The organism is Xanthomonas sp. F1 (genome assembly GCF_014199855.1).
Map to the genome: position 1 here is coordinate 35457 of NZ_JACHOK010000009.1, position 18511 is coordinate 53967.

The 18511-nt window shown below is 61.6% G+C and carries 16 protein-coding genes; 8 read left to right on the top strand and 8 right to left on the bottom strand.

The annotated features are described in order from the left end of the window. Positions 1-24 precede the first annotated feature (24 nt). Positions 25-663 (top strand): YceI family protein, encoded by a 639-nt coding sequence (locus GGR71_RS17080; RefSeq protein WP_160959471.1) that lies wholly within the window; start codon positions 25-27, stop codon positions 661-663. Positions 664-1197: 534 nt separating this feature from the next. Here the strand turns inward: GGR71_RS17080 and GGR71_RS17085 are convergent. The 5 genes from GGR71_RS17085 to GGR71_RS17105 all read right to left on the bottom strand — a co-directional run bounded on the left by GGR71_RS17085 (position 1198) and on the right by GGR71_RS17105 (position 6117). Then, complete coding sequence (locus GGR71_RS17085; RefSeq protein WP_160959474.1) at positions 1198-1992, bottom strand: siderophore-interacting protein; 795 nt, start codon at positions 1990-1992, stop codon at positions 1198-1200. Positions 1993-2076: 84 nt separating this feature from the next. Continuing rightward, a complete protein-coding gene (locus GGR71_RS17090) occupies positions 2077-2622 on the bottom strand; it encodes a PadR family transcriptional regulator (RefSeq protein WP_160959477.1) in 546 nt (181 codons plus the stop codon). Positions 2623-3320: 698 nt separating this feature from the next. Further along, on the bottom strand, positions 3321-3707 hold the full coding sequence (locus GGR71_RS17095) for an STAS domain-containing protein (RefSeq protein ID WP_010340145.1): 387 nt from the start codon (positions 3705-3707) through the stop codon (positions 3321-3323). Then, positions 3704-4144 carry an ATP-binding protein gene (locus GGR71_RS17100; RefSeq protein WP_160959480.1) on the bottom strand — a complete coding sequence of 147 codons (441 nt, stop codon included), beginning with the start codon at positions 4142-4144 and terminating at the stop codon, positions 3704-3706. Before GGR71_RS17100 ends, GGR71_RS17095 begins: the two co-directional genes overlap by 4 nt. After that, on the bottom strand, positions 4141-6117 hold the full coding sequence (locus GGR71_RS17105; protein ID WP_343160812.1) for a SpoIIE family protein phosphatase: 1977 nt from the start codon (positions 6115-6117) through the stop codon (positions 4141-4143). The genes GGR71_RS17100 and GGR71_RS17105 overlap by 4 nt, the downstream gene beginning before the upstream one ends. Positions 6118-6333: 216 nt before the next feature. Between GGR71_RS17105 and aceE the strand changes: the two genes are divergently transcribed. The 3 genes from aceE to GGR71_RS17120 all read left to right on the top strand — a co-directional run bounded on the left by aceE (position 6334) and on the right by GGR71_RS17120 (position 10032). Next, positions 6334-9024 (top strand): pyruvate dehydrogenase (acetyl-transferring), homodimeric type, encoded by a 2691-nt coding sequence (aceE, locus tag GGR71_RS17110; RefSeq protein WP_160959483.1) that lies wholly within the window; start codon positions 6334-6336, stop codon positions 9022-9024. 131 nt (positions 9025-9155) lie between these two features. Further along, positions 9156-9698 carry a hypothetical protein gene (locus GGR71_RS17115; protein ID WP_160959487.1) on the top strand — a complete coding sequence of 181 codons (543 nt, stop codon included), beginning with the start codon at positions 9156-9158 and terminating at the stop codon, positions 9696-9698. Position 9699: 1 nt separating this feature from the next. Continuing rightward, positions 9700-10032, top strand: a complete 333-nt coding sequence (locus GGR71_RS17120) for a hypothetical protein (RefSeq protein ID WP_160959490.1) — start codon at positions 9700-9702, stop codon at positions 10030-10032. 683 nt (positions 10033-10715) lie between these two features. Here the strand turns inward: GGR71_RS17120 and GGR71_RS17125 are convergent. Next, positions 10716-11966, bottom strand: a complete 1251-nt coding sequence (locus GGR71_RS17125) for a hypothetical protein (RefSeq protein ID WP_160959493.1) — start codon at positions 11964-11966, stop codon at positions 10716-10718. Next, a complete protein-coding gene (locus GGR71_RS17130; protein ID WP_160959496.1) occupies positions 11963-13807 on the bottom strand; it encodes a DNA cytosine methyltransferase in 1845 nt (614 codons plus the stop codon). The genes GGR71_RS17125 and GGR71_RS17130 overlap by 4 nt, the downstream gene beginning before the upstream one ends. 655 nt (positions 13808-14462) lie before the next feature. Here GGR71_RS17130 and GGR71_RS17135 point away from each other — a divergent pair. The 3 genes from GGR71_RS17135 to GGR71_RS17145 all read left to right on the top strand — a co-directional run bounded on the left by GGR71_RS17135 (position 14463) and on the right by GGR71_RS17145 (position 16886). After that, positions 14463-15062, top strand: coding sequence for an XAC0095 family protein (locus tag GGR71_RS17135; RefSeq protein WP_160959499.1), 600 nt, complete (start codon positions 14463-14465; stop codon positions 15060-15062). Between the two features lie 160 nt (positions 15063-15222). Then, positions 15223-15876: a hypothetical protein gene (locus GGR71_RS17140; protein WP_237474336.1), complete on the top strand. Its 654-nt coding sequence runs from the start codon at positions 15223-15225 to the stop codon at positions 15874-15876. Between the two features lie 14 nt (positions 15877-15890). Continuing rightward, positions 15891-16886, top strand: coding sequence for an XVIPCD domain-containing protein (locus GGR71_RS17145; protein WP_237474337.1), 996 nt, complete (start codon positions 15891-15893; stop codon positions 16884-16886). A gap of 68 nt (positions 16887-16954) precedes the next feature. On the opposite strand, the gene GGR71_RS17150 is transcribed toward GGR71_RS17145, so the two are convergent. Continuing rightward, the gene (locus tag GGR71_RS17150; RefSeq protein ID WP_237474338.1) at positions 16955-17821 is read right to left on the bottom strand and encodes a hypothetical protein; all 867 of its coding nucleotides are present in this window, start codon (positions 17819-17821) and stop codon (positions 16955-16957) included. 132 nt (positions 17822-17953) lie between these two features. On the opposite strand from GGR71_RS17150, the gene GGR71_RS17155 reads away from it, so the two are divergent. Next, entirely contained in the window at positions 17954-18451 is a 498-nt protein-coding gene (locus tag GGR71_RS17155) for a hypothetical protein (RefSeq protein ID WP_343160813.1), read from the top strand. Positions 18452-18511: the final 60 nt, after the last annotated feature.

The window sequence follows — 18511 nt, forward strand, 5'->3', positions numbered from 1 at the left end:
ATCACCCTTTCAAGGAGTTCCACCATGACCAAGACCCGCAAACTGCTGCTCCCGCTCGCCCTGGCCCTGGCCGTCGTCGTCGCCCAGCCCGCCACCAGCGCCTTCGCCGCGCCGGCCGCCGCCGCTGCCGCCAAGGGCGTCTCCGGCACCTACAAGCTCGATCCGGCCCACACCGACGTGCTGGTGCAGTGGAGCCACTTCGGCTTCTCCAACCCGTCCGCGCACTTCGGCGACGTCGACGGCACCCTGGTCTACAACGCCCAGGACGTGAGCAAGTCCAGCGTCAACGTGACCCTGCCGCTGTCCGGCCTCAACAGCTTCACCGCCAAGTTCGACGAGCACCTGAAGAGCGCCGACTTCTTCGACGCCGCCAAGTTCCCGACCGCCACCTTCAAGAGCACCAAGGTGACCTCGGCCGGCGCCAACAAGCTGACCGTCGCCGGCGACCTGACCATCAAGGGCACGACCAAGCCGGTGGTGCTGGCGGTAACCCTCAACGGCGCCGGTCCGCACCCGATGAAGAAGGTGCCGGCGCTGGGCTTCGATGCCACCACCACGGTCAAGCGCAGCGACTTCGGCCTGGGCGCCTACGTGCCGAACGTCAGCGACGAGGTGAAGATCCGCATCACCACCGAAGCGCTGCAGGACGCCGCGGCCAAGTAAGCCGGCCTGCGCGTGCGGCGGTGGCGCTTCGCGCGCTGCCGTCCGCTGCAATGCAAACGCCCGCCGTTCGGCGGGCGTTTGCGTTTTCGGGGGTCTGTTCGTGTCGCGAACTCAATCGCGTATGGCAACCCCTCATCGCGACAAAAGGCCTACTTTAGGAGTCAACTGTCATGCAGCCGCGCCAAGCGAAGCCGAAAGCCGACTGATACCCTCCGTCGTCGGGACTGAAGTCCCTCCCACAGTGCAGTCCTCCGACAAGGCGAGTGCCGCACCTGTGGGAGCGGGTACAGCCGCGATCGCCCCACCGTGACGGTCCAGTGCGAAGCCGCATGCGCCTGAAGCGCCAAGCGCGCGTCATTACCCTCACCCCAACCCTCTTCAGGTGGGAGAGGGGCTGTTGCGCCCCGTTGCCGTGTTTTGGCGCCGGCCATTCTGCGTAGGAGCGGCTCAGCCGCGACAGCGTTGGCGGGAGAGCCTCATCGCGGCTGAAGCCGCTCCTACGCGTGTGCTTCTTGCCGTTATGAGAGACGCCCCTCAGTCTTCGGCCGCGTCGCCGCCCGCCTTCCAATACCCCGTCGCGCGGATCCACTCTTTGGGCACGCCCAGGTGGCCTTCGACGAACTTGCGCATCATGCGTGCGCGTGCCGATTCGCAGGCGATCCAATAGAAGGCGTCGCCATCGGGGACGTCGAAGTCGCGTAGGGCGCCTTCCAGCAACTGGCTGCTGCGCGGGTCCACGCCGTTGCGCTCCAGCCAGGTGATGCGCAGTTCGGCGTCGCAGTCCAGCGGCTGACGGTCGGCGTAGTCGGGGATCTCGATCAGCGCGTCGACCTGCGCGTCGGCCGACAGGGTTTCCAGCCAGCGGCCGATCGCCGGCAGCGCGGTCTCGTCGCCGATCAGCACGTAGGCGTCGAAATTGTCGGCGGCCACGAACGAGCCGCGCGGTCCGCCGACCACCAGCGCATCGCCCGGGTCGGCCTGCGCCGCCCAGCGGCACGCCGGGCCGTCGCCGTGCAGCACGAAGTCCAGGGTCAGTTCCTGCGCGCCGGCGTCGTAGTGGCGCGGCGTGTAGTCGCGGGCGGGCGAGGGCAGCGCGTCGGCCGGATACACCGGGCCGTGCTCAGTCATCGTCGGCAGCACGAACGCGCCCTCGGGGTTGGGGAAGAACAGCTTGACGTGATCGTCCGGCCCGGCGCTGACGAAGCCGTCCAATTCGGGGCCGCCGACGACGATGCGGCGCATGTGCGGGGTCAGCGGTTGCGTGCGCAGCACCTGCAGATGACGCAGGCGCAGCGGGTGGCGCAGCAGGCGGTGTTCGTGGGTCGCCATGGGAATCCTCGGAAGTAGGGGATAGGGGGGCAGGCGACGCGGACGCCGAAAGCGCAGGTGTCCGCGTGCTGGCTGGAAGGGGGATCAGGGGGTAGTGCCATCGATGCCGTCGGCGGCGGCATGCAACAGCGCGGCAACGCGTTCGATCTCGTCCGCGTCCCAGCGCCCGTGCCGCGCCAGCAGGCCGTGCTTGATGCGGTGCATCGCCTCGCGCACGGGTGCGGGCACGTTGGCGCGGACCAGCGCCCGCGCACTGTGGTGGGTGCGCTGCAGCGCCGCCTCCACCTGCGCGCGCTCGGCCTGCACGAAGGCCTGGCCGGCTGCGGTGATCGCATAGCGCTTGCGGGTTGCGTCGGCATCGGCCTGCACCAGGCCCTGCGCTTCCAGTTGCGCCAGGGTCGGGTAGACCGTGCCGGCGCTGGGCGTGTACAGGCCATGGAACAGCTCGGCGACCGCGCGGATCAACTCGTAGCCGTGGCGCGGCTGGGTCTCGATCATCGCCAGCAACAACAGCCGCAGGTCGCCGTGGCCCAGCGGGCGGGGACCGCGTGTGCCACGGCCGCGGCCGGCCCGGTCGTCTTCGAACAGGCGGTGTGCGGGGTGCGAGCCGGGGGCGTGGGGTCGTGGCATTTCGATATGTCTAATCTGGTGTGGAAACGATATATCGAAGTTGGGCGGCCGGCAAGCGCTTGGCTGGGCAGGCGCTGGAGCGCGGTGGGATTGGTTCAGTCAAGACGGCAGAGCGCGTTTGCGTCCTGCGCGTGTTGGAATCAACGGTCATGCAGCCGCGACAAGCGAAGCCGAAAGCCGAGTGACATTTTCCGTCGTCAGGACTGAAGTCCCTCCCACAAGGGATGCCCAGCCCATCCCTGTGGGAGTGGCCTTAGCCACGACGGGCAGTACGGCAAATCCCGTCGCGGGTGAGGCCGCTTGTGTCGAAAGAGGATCTTGCAGCGAGTTCGCCGGGTGCATTGTGGGAGGACTTCAGTCCCGACGCATTGCGCCATCGGAACGCACCCCGCTCCGTTTGTCGCGGCTGCATGACCGTTGACTCCCCCACACAACGGGCGCATCACCCTCTTGCTCACACCGCCGCTGAGGCATCGCGTCTAGCCCACCATGCAGATGCTGCGCCGAAGCGAGCGCGTGTTCCCTTCGTGGGGAACAGCGCGACGTCCAGAGCATCAGCCTGCAGCGGTTCCTGTGGGAGCGGCGTCAGCCGCGGCAGGCGTTACCGACGGTGCCTGTCCCAGCCGACCTCGTAAAGGAGACAGAGGCGGGCCTGCAAAAAAGCGGATGTGCCGATCTGATCGGTGGACGTCGCCCCCTCACCCACCACGCTCCTGCTCCAGCACCCGCCGCTGCATCTCGTCCAGGTACTCGTCCAGTTCCTGCACCGAGGTGAAGATCTCGTTCAACGGCACCGCCTTGACTACGTCGAACACCTTGCGGATCTGCGGTTGCGGGTTGACCACCAGCACCCGGCCGTCGCGCGCGGCCAGCACCTTGCGCGCCTTGAAAATCGAGCGGATGCCGGCGCTGCTGATGTAGTCCAGATGCGACAGGTCCAGCACCAGGGTGGTGATCGGCGTGGCCAGCAGCGGCGCCAGCGCTTCGTCCAGGGCCTGATAGGTGTGGGTGTCCAGGCGTCCGCTCAGGGTGAGGCGTTGGCGCTTGTCCTGCGCCGGGTCGATCTGCAGGCTCAACGTGGTCATGCGGGCGACTCCTGAAGGGATGGATCGGCGGGCTGCAGCAGGACGATGCGCACGACGTTGCGGCCGCCGTCGTGGCGGTAGTCCAGGCGATCGGCGAGTTGCTGCACCAGGTGCAGGCCGAGGCCGCCGATCGGGCGCTCGGCGATGTCCGCGTCCAGGTCCGGCACCGGCGCGCTGCGCGGGTCGAAGGCCGGGCCGCTGTCGTGGAACTCCAGCACCAGCGCGTCGGGCTGCAGGTGCAGGATCACGTCCACCGGCAGCGGCGCGCGACGCAGGTGGCCGTGTTCCAGGGTATTGCAGGCCAGCTCCTCGACGATCAGCCGGGTGCGGCTGACCTGCTCGCCGCTCACGCCGTGGCGCAGCAGCGCCGCCTCCAGGCTGTCGCTCAGCTGTGCCAATGCGTCCAGGGCCGGTTCCATTTGCCATCGCAGCATCATCGCGTCGTCTCCCGTGCCGGATCCTGGCGTAGCCGGATCGCCAGCAGGGTAATGTCGTCGGACTGCGGTGCCGACGCAGTGAACGCCTGCACGTCGGCCAGCACCGCCGCGCACTGCGCCTGCGCGTCGGCGCCGGGCTGTAGCGCCGCCAGCAACCTGGCCTCGCCGTACGGCCGCTCCTGCGCATCCATCGCCTCGGTGATGCCGTCGGTGTAGCCGAGCAGGGTGGCGCCGGCGGCCAGGCGCCCATGTACGACCGGGTAGCGCGATTGCGGCTCCAAGCCCAGCGGCGGCCCCGACTCCAGCGGCAAGAGTGCTGCGTGGCCATCCGCACCGAGCAGCAGCGGCGCCTCGTGGCCGGCGCTGGCCAGCCAGTAGTCGCCGCTGTGCACGTCGATCAGCCCGCACAGCACGGTGGCGAACATGCACGGCTCGTTGCCTTCCACCAGCCGCTGCGAGGCCGCGATCAGGATCGCGTCCGGGCGCGTGTGCCGGCGCGCGGCGATCTCCAGCACGGTCATCGCCCGCGCCATGAACAGCGCCGCCGGCACGCCCTTGTCGGACACGTCGCCGACCACGAACCACAGCAGCCCCGGCTCGGTCTCGAAGAACTGGTAGAAGTCGCCGCCGACCATCTCCGCCGGTTCCAGCAGCGCATGGGTTTCCAGGTGCTTGTGGGCGCTGTCGAAGGTGCGCCCGACCGGCAGCATCGCCTGCTGGATGTCGCGCGCGATCGACAGTTCGCTCTGCATGCGCTGCCGCGCCTGCGCCAGCGTGGCGATCTCCTCCAGTTGGCGCTTGATGGAACCGCGCGCGCTGTCGAAGGCACGCGCCATCACCCCCACTTCGTCGGCGCGCTCGATGTGGCGCAGCGGGTATTCGAACGCGCCCTGGCTGAAGTGCAGCGCCGAGTCGGTCAGGTCCTCGATCGGCCGCACCAGCCGCACCGTGTAGCGGTGCAGCAGCCACAGCCACAGCGCCAGCGCGGCGGCGCCGGCCAGCGCGCCCCACAGCACGATGCGGTCCAGCCCGGCCAGGATGTAGTCCTCCGACACGCTCAGCGCGAAGGTCCAGCCGGTGTCGCCCACCGCCGCGCTCTGGGTGAGGTAGCGGGTGCCGTCCGGCGCGGTGTGCTCGAAGCGCACCGGCGTGCGCGTGTCGGCCGCCTGCGCCAGCGGCGACAGGTCCGGCCGCGCCCGCGCCACGTGCGCTTCCAGGGTGCGGCGGAAGCGCAGCGCCGGGTCTGGGTGCAGCACGAACAGCCCGTCCGGCGACAGCAGCATCGGCTGCAGCCCGCTGTTGGCCGGCAGCTCGGCGACGATGGCCTGCAGGCGCTGCAGCGGCACGTCCACGCTGACCATGCCGATCGCCGGCGCCTGCGGCCCATCGCCGGGCAGGCGCAGCGGCAGGTTGTAGGTGGTGAGGAAGGCGCCGCCGGTGCTGGCATCGCTGTACGGCTCGGACCACCACGGCGCCGGCGCGGCCAGCGTGCGCCGGTACCAGGGCATGCTGCGCGCGTCGAAGCCCAGCGCCTCCACCGGCTGCTCCAGCACCCCGGTGGCGGTGCGCCGCAGGTGCCAGGCGAAACCGCGGTCGTCGCCCTTCAGGGCGCCGGGCTCGATCACCAGCAAGGCGCCAGCGATGTCCGGGTCGCCCTGCAGCGTGGCCTGCAGCAGGCTGCGCAGGTTGAACGGCTGCCGGCCCAGCCCGCCCGCCGCGGCGGCCAGGGTGCGCCCGCTCACCTGCACCGAGCCCAGCGTGGCGTCCAGGCTGCGCGCGGTCTGCTGGGTCAGCCCGGCCACCTCCTCGCGCGCGTTGCGCACCATCACCTCGCGCGCGCCCACGTAGAACAGCAGGGCCAGGCCCAGCAGCAGCGCCACTTGCAGCAGGCTGCCCCACAACAGCAGCCGCGTGCGCAGGCTGTGCCGCCAGGCGACCGCGGAGGCGTCCTGCGCTGACGGGGCAAGGGCGATGGCGGCGCTCCTCGGGGGCCTGGAGCCCGATCATAAGCGCAGCCGCGGCGCCTCGGTGCAGCGGTCGCCACGGCTGTCCCGCAGCGTGTCCCGGGCCAATGTGACAGTCCGTTCCATACGCTGCCGTACGAGGTCCTGAGAGGCGGTTGCGCTACACTTGCAGGCTTCGAGAAAACACATGCCATCGCGCGCGTGCGTGCGACCTACGGGAGCGTTATGAACTGGTTGAACGAGGTGCTGCAGAACGATCCGAACCCCACTGAAACCCAGGAGTGGATCGAATCGCTCAAGGCCGTCATCGATGTCGCAGGCCCCGAGCGCGCGCATCAGCTGCTGGAGGACATGGTCGAACTGACCCGTCGTTCCGGCGCGTACCTGCCGTTCTCGCCGACCACCGAGTACGTCAACACCATCTCCCCCGCCAACGAGGCCAAGAGCCCGGGCGATGCGGCCATCGAGTGGAAGATCCGCTCGATCATCCGTTGGAACGCCATGGCCACCGTGGTCCGCGCCAACCGCAAGCCGGGCGACCTGGGCGGCCACATCGCCTCCTTCGCCTCCAGCGCCACCCTGTACGACGTGGGCTTCAACCACTTCTGGCGCGCGCCCTCGGACAAGCACCCCGGCGACCTGCTGTACATCCAGGGCCACAGCTCCCCCGGCATCTACGCCCGCGCCTTCCTGGAAGGCCGCATCAGCGAAGACCAGCTCAACAACTTCCGCATGGAAGTGGACGGGCAGGGCATCTCCTCCTATCCGCACCCGTGGCTGATGCCGGACTTCTGGCAGACCCCCACCGTGTCGATGGGCCTGGGCCCGCTCAGCGCCATCTACCAGGCGCAGTTCATGAAGTACCTGGAGCACCGCGGCCTGATCGAGAAGTCTGACCGCAAGGTGTGGTGCTTCATCGGCGACGGCGAGAGCGACGAGCCCGAGACCTTGGGCGCCATCGCCCTGGCCGGCCGTGAAGGCCTGGATAACCTCATCTTCGTGGTGAACTGCAACCTGCAGCGCCTGGATGGCCCGGTGCGCGGCAACGGCAAGATCATCCAGGAGCTGGAAGGCGTGTTCCGCGGTGGCGGCTGGAACGTCATCAAGCTGCTGTGGGGCGGCTATTGGGACGCCCTGCTGGCCAAGGACAGCAACGGCGTCCTCAAGAAGCTGATGATGGAAACCGTCGACGGCGAGTACCAGAACTGCAAGGCCTTCGGCGGCGCCTATACCCGCGCCAACTTCTTCGGCAAGTACCCGGAGACCGCGGCCATGGTCGCCGGCCTGTCCGACGACGACATCTGGCGCCTGAACCGCGGCGGCCACGACCCGCACAAGGTCTACGCCGCCTACCACCAGGCGGTGAACACCAAGGGCATGCCCACCGTGATCCTGGCCAAGACCGTCAAGGGTTACGGCATGGGCTCGGCCGGCGAAGCGCTGAACCCCACCCACCAGACCAAGAAGCTGGACGACGACGCCGTGCGCGCGTTCCGCGACCGCTTCAACATCCCGCTCAGCGACAAGCAGCTGGCCGACGCCGAGCAGGTGCCGTTCTACCACCCCGGCCCGGACTCGCCGGAAGTGCAGTACCTGCAGGAGCGCCGTGCCGCGATGGGCGGCTACCTGCCGCAGCGCCGCCGCAAGGCCGACCTGTCCATCCCGGCCCCGGGCCTGGACAAGTTCGAGCGCCTGCTCAAGGACAGCGGCGAGCGCACCTACTCCACCACCATGGCCTTCGTGCAGAGCCTCAACATCGCCCTGCGCGACAAGGAACTGGGCCCACGCATCGTGCCGATCGTGGCCGACGAAGCGCGCACCTTCGGCATGGAAGGCATGTTCCGGCAGATCGGCATCTACGCCCCGTTCGGCCAGAAGTACAAGCCGGTGGACGCCGACCAGTTGATGTTCTACCGCGAAGACCAGTCCGGCCAGGTGCTGCAGCAGGGCATCAGCGAGCCGGGCGCGATCTCCTCGTGGATGGCCGCCGGCACCAGCTACTCGGTCAGCAACGTGCCGATGCTGCCGTTCTACATCTACTACTCCATGTTCGGCTTCCAGCGCGTGGGCGACATCGCCTGGCAGGCGGCGGACATGCGCACCCGCGGCTTCCTGCTCGGCGGCACTGCCGGCCGCACCACGTTGAATGGTGAAGGCCTGCAGCACGAAGACGGCTTCAGCCAGGTCATCGCCGGCTCCATCCCGAACGTGCGCAGCTACGACCCCACCTTCGGCTACGAAGTTACCGTGGTCATGCAGTACGGCATCCAGCGGATGATGCAGGAGCAGGTGGACGAGTACTACTACATCACCCTGATGAACGAGAACTACGCCCATCCGGAAATGCCGGCGGGCGCGGAAGACGGCATCATCAAGGGAATGTACCTGCTCAAGGACGCCGGCAAGCCCAAGAAGGGCGAGCTGCGCGTGCAGCTGCTGGGCTCGGGCACCATCCTGCGCGAAGCCATCGCCGCCGCCGAGCTGCTGGACAAGGACTTCGGCGTCACCGCCGACATCTGGTCCTGCCCCAGCTTCAACGAACTGCGCCGCGACGGCTTCGACGCCGAGCGCTGGAACCGCCTGCACCCGGAAGGCGAACAGCGCAAGCCGTTCGTCACCCAGCTGCTGGAAGGCCGCCAGGGCCCGGCCATCGCCGCAACGGATTACGTACGCGCCTTCGCCGACCAGATCCGCGCCTTCGTGCCGATGCACTACACCGTGCTGGGCACCGATGGCTTCGGCCGTTCGGATACGCGTGCGAACCTGCGCCGGTTCTTCGAGGTGGATCGGTACTACATCGCGCATGCCGCGATTGCGGCGTTGGCGAAGGACGGGAAGATGACCGGCAAGGATGTGGCTCGGGCGATCAAGCAGTACAAGATTGATTCTGAGAAGGCTAATCCGGTTGGTGTTTGAGTATTTTTGTCTAGATCATGAAAGGCGGCTTCTGCCGCCTTTTTTGTTGTCTATATTATTGACAGCGTTGGGCTTTGCGAGTATTTCTAATCATTGAAGCTCTGATGTTGAAAGCTATCAAGGAGAGTATAGTGAGTAGATACTGGCATTTGCTACCAATCTGCGCCGGGATATTTTTAGCGCTATTTTTTTGGCATTGGCGATACGAGCAATTCTTCGCTACAGATAAATTGAAATTTGAGACTTGTTCCAGTTTAGCTGGTTTAGTTGGTACGTTCGCAACTTTCATTGAGGTGATGCGAGCTTCTTCTCTACAAGGGGAGTTGCGGGCGAATATTAAAGTTGGCATGGATCGAAAAAAGGTTGGCGAACTAGCTCGGCTTGTGCAGATGATTAAAGAGCTGGTTGATTTATTGGCCGCAGAAACGCCGATTAGTGTCAATACTACGTCGGATATAACTGGGTTGCTTCGCGCCTTATTTCCAGCAGGAATAATTGTTAATAATATGAATGCTGCCGAAGTTGAAGAGGCTTTATTGAAAATACCTTCGCTGGTGACGAGGCAAGATAAGCTTGATGTATCTCTATTCCTAACTCGTATAAGGAATCAGGTGGAGGCCGAAATTGCCACTATCGATACCTCTATAAACTCTTTGTCGGTGAGGAGTAGTTAACATGATTCCATCCAGTCTTTCTTCCTTTATCAGCGATGTGCTTAAAGCTACCAGTTCCGGGGTGCTGGGATGGCACGAAATAAATCGTTTAGGTCAAGATATTTATGTGTGTGAAAGGAATGGCTATAAAATACAAATCGGCTCTCACTGGAATGATGATGCTGAGGTGATGTCAATTACTTTCTCGATTGAAATGCCTGGTGGTGAATATGCAAGTTTCTCTACTTCTCATTGGGAGGATGATTACCAGCAGATGCGTGTATTACTTGAACATGCATCGGTTTCCGCGGCTAAAATAAGCCCAGATTCCTTGAGGGGGTTTTTTAGCGGGTAAAAATGACAACTCGTGCATGTCTCTTTGATAGACTGCCAGCTATGACTTGATTCTGGGCTGTGTTACAGGCTTTGAAAAATTGTGGCGTTTACTTGGTGTTGGGATATTGAAGAAAAGGTGCAGACAGGCGAGTTCTTAGCAAATCAAGATGAGACAAAAATAATGTCGTTAATTGATCTGTACTCAGTCACGGCATACCGGTGGTCCCTATGGAGACCGCTGAACAAGCCGCGTAGTTCACCAGATTCGTTGCATCAAATGTAAGCATGCCTGGCCGTCCATCAATGCGTATGGATACACTGGTAGTCGCATTAATACAATGCTGCGTTCAATGGGTACAGGTAGCGAATAATACCGCATCTATCCCGGAAGCACGGTATTATGAATGCTGTCTTGCTGCGCGATTTGCTGGTATGGGAGCAAGATGATGGCATCGGGGCCGGCGGGCTAGGCCGGCTGATAATCGTCTCACCGGTATCGGGGAAGGCGCATCTAAACTTCTTACGTAGCTGCACCCACTTCCGATAGGTGGTTCGCTTTTTGGTGCCCAATCCTCGGGCGCGAGTGGATGCAATGCCTTGGTCAGGAGGCCGCTAATAAAAATCCCTCCGCACCTCAGGTTCGAATTGTGCTTTCCTTGCCATCCGATTCATCCAGTACTTGGTTAGTAGCTTCTATAACGTTCATTGCGAGCGTTTAGCGCAGACCTCATTCCAAGCAAGTCGATGTTCGTAGCCAAGATCCGGGTCAGCCTCTACGAGTGCAGTGTATAGATTGATGAAGGTGGCCGGCGAGTCAATCAGTCGAAGGTAATACTTAATTGTGTCCAGCACTCCATTGACGATGATCTCGCAGCCATTGGAACGCCTAAAGTTATGTGTCAACTTTTCGATCTCATCGGTTTCACCATCCGCTACACCTACCGTTGAAAGGATCAAGTAACGCTGGACAGATGCGGTTTTAATCTTCTGAATGGCCTCTGCCACGTGGTTTCTGTTTATGCCAACTTGGAACTTAATCTCCACCGCTTCGAAAGGCTGGCCGCCTTTATTTACATCGATGTCGCCGACCGACCCGCTCTTCCGGTTAGCAGCCTTCATTCGCTCTAGAGCGCCAAGTTCGAGGCCTCTATAGCGGCCCATCGTAGGCAAGATTGCCTGATAGATCGCGAAGATTGCAACCTGCGGAAGACGTGGGTTGTTCTTGTCATAGCCATACATGAAGTGTTGTTTAAGGAGGGCTATAGTCTGATCGATGGAGAGATTCTGCGGCTTCTCAAGTTGAACTTTTCCGTTGTTTCGAGCTTCAATGAGTGAGCCCATGATGACCTGCAGGGCTGCCTTCGCAAATTCGACTGAATTCAAGGCCTTCTCGATGTCGTTGACCACTCTTATCATTAATGGTCCTGCAGACTTCGGTTGTGTCTTGAGTTGAAGATCGGACATGTACGGGCCAGCAAATGAGAAAGTCTGGCTTAGCCAGTGGGTTTCAACATTGTAGTAAAGGCTGTTTTCCTGAAGAAAAGGGATCGTGCCAGCATTATCAATAGAGCGAGCAGAAAAGCCCCCTGGGAACTCCGATTTATGTAGTCTGACATCTTGGCTGGACTCAGTAACTTTGTAGGCAGCCAAGGTCAGAGCGATGCCTCGTGCAGCGTGCTTGATCTTGGATAGGGCGAGGACATCAGCATAAGAGGCGCCTAAAACGTTCGCCTGTGCTGTCCAATCGTTTGCCTTGAGATGTTCCTCCGCAACGTCATAGGCATCTTGTAATGCTTGTTTAAAACGCTTGAGCCTGCTCTTCTCCACAGGCTCAGCGTTCTGTAATGTCTCGGATATAACCCCTTCGACTAAGTCCGGCTTCGCGCTGTCTGCCGATTTAGCTTCGCCGGTGTGTCCGGCGAGAGGAGAAGGCTCGGTCTCGGAAGTGGTCATGCGCTTTTTCGCCGTTCAAGTTGGGCTTTTCCAGAAAGCAACGGAAATGGATAGGTGCAGAGCATGCGGTCATCGCGAATGGTTGCGTGCGTTTCCGGAAGGCGAACGTCCCACCGCATCTCGCGGAGTTTAAATACTAACTCACGGACTTCGCCTGAGTTGCATCCTGCTGCTAAGGAAAATTCAAAATCTGAAAGAAACTGTCCGCAGTTACTTGATGAGCCGAAAAATTCGACAGCTTTGTCCAAGGGAGACTTTCGCTCACCAGATAATTTGGTTGAGACCTTTACAGTGTCGCCCCGGTTGGCGTAGTGGCCGTAAATGTCGATAAACGTGAAGAACTGGCTATCCCTTGTCAGTGAGTCCTCAATGAGATCCCATACGCGGAAAATGTCGTCGTGATCGCAAATGTTTGCGGTGCAATGTAGTGCCTCTACGTCCAAAAGATACTTCGTGAGGCCAGAGATAGTGATTTTTAGTTGGCGCTTGGCTCTGCGCGTCACGGGCTCAATAGCCAGATCGATCCGATGCCCTGTCCGTTCTTCAGAGACGTTATAGAAGCGTTTTGTAGATTTGGATTTTGGAGGCTCTGCAACGGTCTCTTTGTCGAAAAATCCATCGTAACCTACACAGAACTGTGCCTTGGAATTTGCCTTCGGCGGGTCGAGTGTAGTGACGTTTGGAAAACGCTCTGCTATCTCGCGTTTTGCCACTGCTTTAAAGTGGTTGGTGCGTTCACGTTGGCGCTGACGGAACGTCGATGCGAAGCCCGGCTCCCGTACAGGATACATGAGCGTTTTAGAGGGCCGCAAAAGCTGTTCCTTGATAGAGTGAGCAATGACCTGGGCAAGCCTTGGGGGCACCGAGTTGCCGATTTGTTCGACAACTTTGCCAAACTTGCCCACAAGTTCGTATTCGTCAGGAAAGCTTTGCAGGCGTTTCAGTTCGGGTACGGTGAAATGACGATTCTTCCAATGGAAAGGACCAGTGAATTTCCCGGGCTGAGCTTTAATCGTGCGCGACGGACTATGACGATCCACTTTGTAGAGAAAATCGTGGAACTTAGAACGCCATGCGAAGAAAGGCTTGGGATAGCCCATTTCGCGTGTGAAAAATGAGTAATTAAGCCCTTCGGGCACGAGCTGTAGTAGATGCCCATATAGGCCATCGAACTCGTGCGACGGCTCATTAGGATCTTGAAGGTCCTTGATGGCATCGTAGATTGAAACCAAGTCCGGCCCATTAAGCGAGTCGGGACCATGGGTCGGCATTGGGAATTTGTAGCTTAGGTGGTGGTTTCGATAACCGACGATGATGAGCCGCTCACGATGCTGGGGCACGCCGTAGTCCGCACTATCCACCACCTCAGCGCGTAGTTCGTAACCAAGCTGGGCGAATGCGGTGCAGATTTCGCGCCAGGGCGCACCGTTGTTCGCGCCGGGTAAGCCGTATACGTTCTCGAAAACGAAGACATCCGGCGAAATAGCCTCAAGGATCCGGCAATAGCTTTCGAAGAGGCGTCCTCGCGGATCGATTGTGCCGAGTACGCCACCGGAACGGCGTCCAGCTGCAGAGAAGGTCTGGCATGGGGGGCCGCCAATCACACATTCAATGCCTACGCCAACATAAGGCGTAGGGTCGAAGTTGCGGATATCTTGGCAGTGCACGTTAAGCTTGGGTCCAAAGAGACGGCTGGGGCCTTTGTTCCGCTCAAGGCTCGCAGCATAAGCCGGTTCTATCTCGACGCATCCAAGGATGTCGTAGCCTGCCGCGTGGAAGCCGATGTCTAGTCCGCCTGCGCCGCTAAACAAACTGAGCGTCTTGATTTTTTTCTGTGTCATACGTTCTGGTTCTGGTTCTGGTTCTGAAGAGATGAGTACTCGTTGCCGGGTAGTGGTTCTTGCTGGCCGCTGGAATGCCTAGCCACATAGCTGCGCATGAACTCTCGGAGTACTTGAGCCGCCGCGCGGTCGTGGGCGCGGCAAGCGGAAATAAACTGTTGGCGTAGTTGGTTATCCACCCGCAATCTGAATCCGCTGGAATCTTGCATGTAGACCTCTTGGTGGATACACATTGTGTGCCGCGATTGTATCCTGTGGCTGGTGTGAAGTGGATGCTGTCCTGGGGCCAGTCTTCGAAATCTCAGTCTCGCGCCTTGCGACAGTGAGCTGTAGCTACTTCTCATGAAGCAGCCGATCGAGCTGACAGTCGCGTTCTTGGCCCGTTGCAGGGGATTGACATGGCGTGGACTCGATAGCAGTCTCTACTTAAGGAGCGTCGAAACTCCTCAGAGAGCGGTACCCACCTCCGACAAACCGGTGGGTTTTTTGTGCCCGAAGCTCGGGCGCAAGCCGACGCGATGCCTGCGTCGGGAGGGCGGCTAATACAACACCCTTCGGGGAAATACGCCCGCCGGCTCTCTGCGGTTTCGAACCTCCCGACTTCCCGTCCGCCATACGTGGCGGATAGACCCCTTCATGGAACGAGGAGGCAACGATGGCGCACGACCGTTTGGACGACGAAGACATGCCCGGCTACTTCCTGCCGGAGGACAGCCAGTTCCGCCTGGCGAAGCTGCGCGATCACGTGCGCTTCCTGGTCCGGCTGGCGCAGCCGCGCACGCAGGCTGAAGAGCGCGCCGCCGAGCCCAAGGTGCGCATGGGCGAACTGGCGCTCTGTCTGGAGCTATTGGCCGATCAGGTGGACCTGGTGCTGGACGCGCTGTCCTATCCCGCCCAGCGGACCGACACCATGCGCGACGCCTGGTCCGATGCCACCGCCCAGCCGGGGTCGGACGCCGGCAACGGCACGTTCCGGGTGACGCAGCAGCAGATCGACAGGCTCACTCAGCTAGCCGAGACCGTCTCGGCCGATGCCCGGGTGATTGCGGCCGGCGATGTGGCCGAGCGTGTCGGCCCGACTCTGCCGGAAGTGGGTAGCACGCTCTGCGCCGCAGCGAACGACGTGCGTGAACTGCTGCTGCAGATCGCACACCAGCCGCTGCGCGAGCCACCGTCCAACCGCGTCCGCGAAGATCGGGCGGTCTATGCGCTGCTATCTGATGCGCCGCCTGCGGGAGGTGGGTGGCTACATTGATCCTGGCTACGTCGGCGCGGCTGGGCGCTTTGTGGAAAAGGCCGGCCCAGCGTGATTGGATCGGCCTGGGCGGCAGCGACCGTCTGCGCGGGCTACGGCATGCTCGCGCCGACTGGCCGGCCGGACTATTCTCTAGTACAAGAGAATCGAGGCGAGCGTCATGGTGACAGCGAAGCACCTTATCGGCATCCTCTTCATTGCCGCGACGCTGCAATTGACGGGATGCCAGGCTGATTCGGCCCAGCCCCCAGCGCCAGACCGAGCGCCGCATGCCAAGGAGGAATCTGCAATGAGAACGACTGTGCCGCTGGTCAGGCCGTTGAGCCCGCAAGTGTTGTCCGATGCGATTACGTTGGAGTTCGACGTTTCGGCCCAGTCCGATGATCCGGAACCGCCGATCTTCATTGGACTGAGGGTAACGGCCCCGGATGCCGAGGCTGCGCTTTCCCAAGTGGACCGCCTGCGCGATGCCGGCGTCACCGCGCAGGTCCACCTCTATCGGCTCACGGGGGCAGGCGAGGAGCCCGTGGCATTGCAGCGGAGCGAACTTGTGGGCGGCACCGAGTACCAGACCGTGGCATTGGACCGCGACGGACATGTTCCGGGTCTCCTCAAGGCGAATGCAGATGAACCGACGATGCGCGCCGCCGGATTGATCGCTTCAAATGCCGCTTACCGTGAAATGGAACTGGCCTTTGTTCGGGATACGCCGCCTGGTCGTTACCGCGTCTCCGTCCGCTTCGGGGGCAACGTTCATGCCTTGGAAGAGACACACCCGGAACTGCTGGTTGCCTTCACCGCCAAGGCGCAATAGGGAGGCGTAGCACCATGAGCGAGCCCACACCGCGCTATACGGTCACCGTGTTTCTGGCTGCGCCGGGCACACCTTTGATGCGATCCGGCGGAACGTCCGCGGCCGGACACATGTACTACACGCTTTCCGATGGAAAGCACGTCGATAGCTACGGCTTTGCGCCTATCGAACATGGAAGCTCCAGCGGCAAGGGGAAGGTGTACGACACGGATCTGCGGGATTACAAGGATCCCTACTACAGCCGCACCATGGAAATCAGCCGGGAGCAGTACGACCGGCTGCGTGCCTTTGGCGACGCACCGCAAAAGCACGGCTTCGATATGAAGTACAGCGGTACGACGAATAGTTGTATCGACTTTACCTGGGGCGCGCTCAACTATGCAGGGCTGCACCGTCGAGACCGCCATGGCGCCATCGATGAAAAGTTCGAAGGCGACCTCAAGCCGCTGAGCAACAAGGACGACGTTCAAAGCATCCCCGCGCCTAAGCCAGGCAGCGAGCTGAACAAAGAGCATCACAATCCGATGCCCAAGCAGACCATCCTGCAGAAGGCCATCACCGAAAATGGGACGCAAGGCGAGCCGAGCGTGTCAGGGAGGCTCGCTGGTGCAGGACCTGAGCGACCACGCGACCCATTGCTGCAGCAGGCAGAGTCCGCGGTGGTGAAGCTGGAGCAAGGCTTGGGCCGGGACTACGATGGCAATAGTGCCAAGTTGGCGGCAAGCGCCGCATACCTTGCAAAGGAAAACGGGCTCTCGCGCATCGACCATGTGGTGCTCAGCCAGGACTCACGCAACGTACGTTCAGGCGAGAACCTGTTCGTTGTCCAGGGCGCATTGAACGACCCCGCGCACCTGCGTGCGCACATGCGGACGGAGGATGCGTTGCGCAAGCCCGTGGAAGAGACGCTGGCGCAACTGCAGTCGTTAAATGAGGCGCAACGCCAGAATCAGGCACAAGGTGTGGAGCAGCGGGACCAGATAACGGCCCGACCACATCAGATGGGATAGCCTGCCTGCGCTATCAGCACCCAATCAGTGCCGCTGTCCTGTAAAGGTGCGGCTGCGAGCCGCACTTATTACTGCATTGCGCTTTTGCGGCACAAGCCGATATTGGTTCTCGCGGCACGCACGATCGCCAGGTAGCGGTCTGCCAGCATTGGTGTCCATCCTTCCACGGCCGCGTCGTCATTCTTTGCGGCGTCCTCGGCATACTTGTCGAGTGTGGTCAGGCACTGTGCATACAGGCCATTCTTGTATTGAGTGATGGCCAGATCGTTGCGAATGGCGCCTTCGCCTTCCCATTCCAGCGTCGGCAGGCAATTCGGGACGACCGGCGACAAGGTGGCGAGCGCCGCTTTGTAGTCTTTCGCATCATAGAGATGCTTGAAGGTCGTCCTTGTACGATCCAGCTCGTCCCGGCCGCAGCCATCCTTGACACGCAGATAGGGTGCCTCGAAGTCTCCGTTATAGCCGCAGAACGTCTTGCACTCGGCGGGTGTGGCGGCAGCCACGTCAACGCCTTGCGGCGTACTGGAGAACTTCACCTGGCAGGTGGGCTGGCCCTTGTTGCCTTTGGCGACGCCGGTATGTCCCTCTATCGCACCATTCAGCTCGCACATGTCTTCCCCCGTGGTGCTTTCTAGGGAGAAGTTCAACGCCCCGTTCTGTTGCCTGATAAGCAGGCGGCCCCATCCCTTGTCGGTGATGTATTCGCCAGGCTGTAGCGGATTGTCGTTCGCGACTTGCGGTCTCGCTACGGCAGATGGTTCATTGCGTGCCGCAGGTTTGGGTGCATCAGCAGGCGGTTGTGCCGAACAGACTGCCGTGGACAACGTGGCGATCGCGGTGCAGGCCAGCCAAGTCATCTTCAGAGGACGTGTTTTCGCCATATCCTTTCGCCGATCCTGTCTTCCGAGCTGTTCTTTAACGCGCAATACGGCCATGCGTCAAGTCGGCAGCGCTGCTGCGCAGGTAGGCACGCGGGTAAATCTCTGGAGGGAGGCCTGTGGAACGCCGCGAGCCCGATTGCTATCTTTTGTGCATACGAGCTGCAGGCCATGTTCAAGGAGTGACCGATGGTTGAGCAACATCGACGCATGCTGGGCTTGGGGCTTGTCGCGCGAGTTGTGGCGATGGGGTTGATCACCTCATGTGCCGGCTCCGCTTCCGCGAGTAAGCTCCCATTGTTCTCCGGGGAGTGGGCCTATGCCAAGAGATGCGACTTGGGCCACTATCTGAGCCTGCATTTGAAGCAGCATGGTGATCGTGTCACGGGAGACTGGAGCGAGGGAACCAATGTCCGCGGCAGTGATGGACAGCTGCAGGGGCAAGTGCGTGGAGGCAGGTTGTATGTCCGCTACTGCAGCGATGACGGAGAAAGGGGCTACGCCACTTGCCCAGCGTTCTCGGGGCCAGAAGATCAGTTCCAGCTGGAAAATGGGCAACTGGTTCGATATGAGAAGTATGGTTCCGACTATCGTCGCACCGTTGCGCTTTATCCGGACATCGAAGGGAAAGAGGTGCCCTTTGATCAGCAATGCGCGGACCAGGACGATGAGCCGGGCGAGCCCTGATAATCCCGTGCACCCAGATCGGGCAATAGCCTTATGTACTGGCGCACGGGTGCCGGAGTT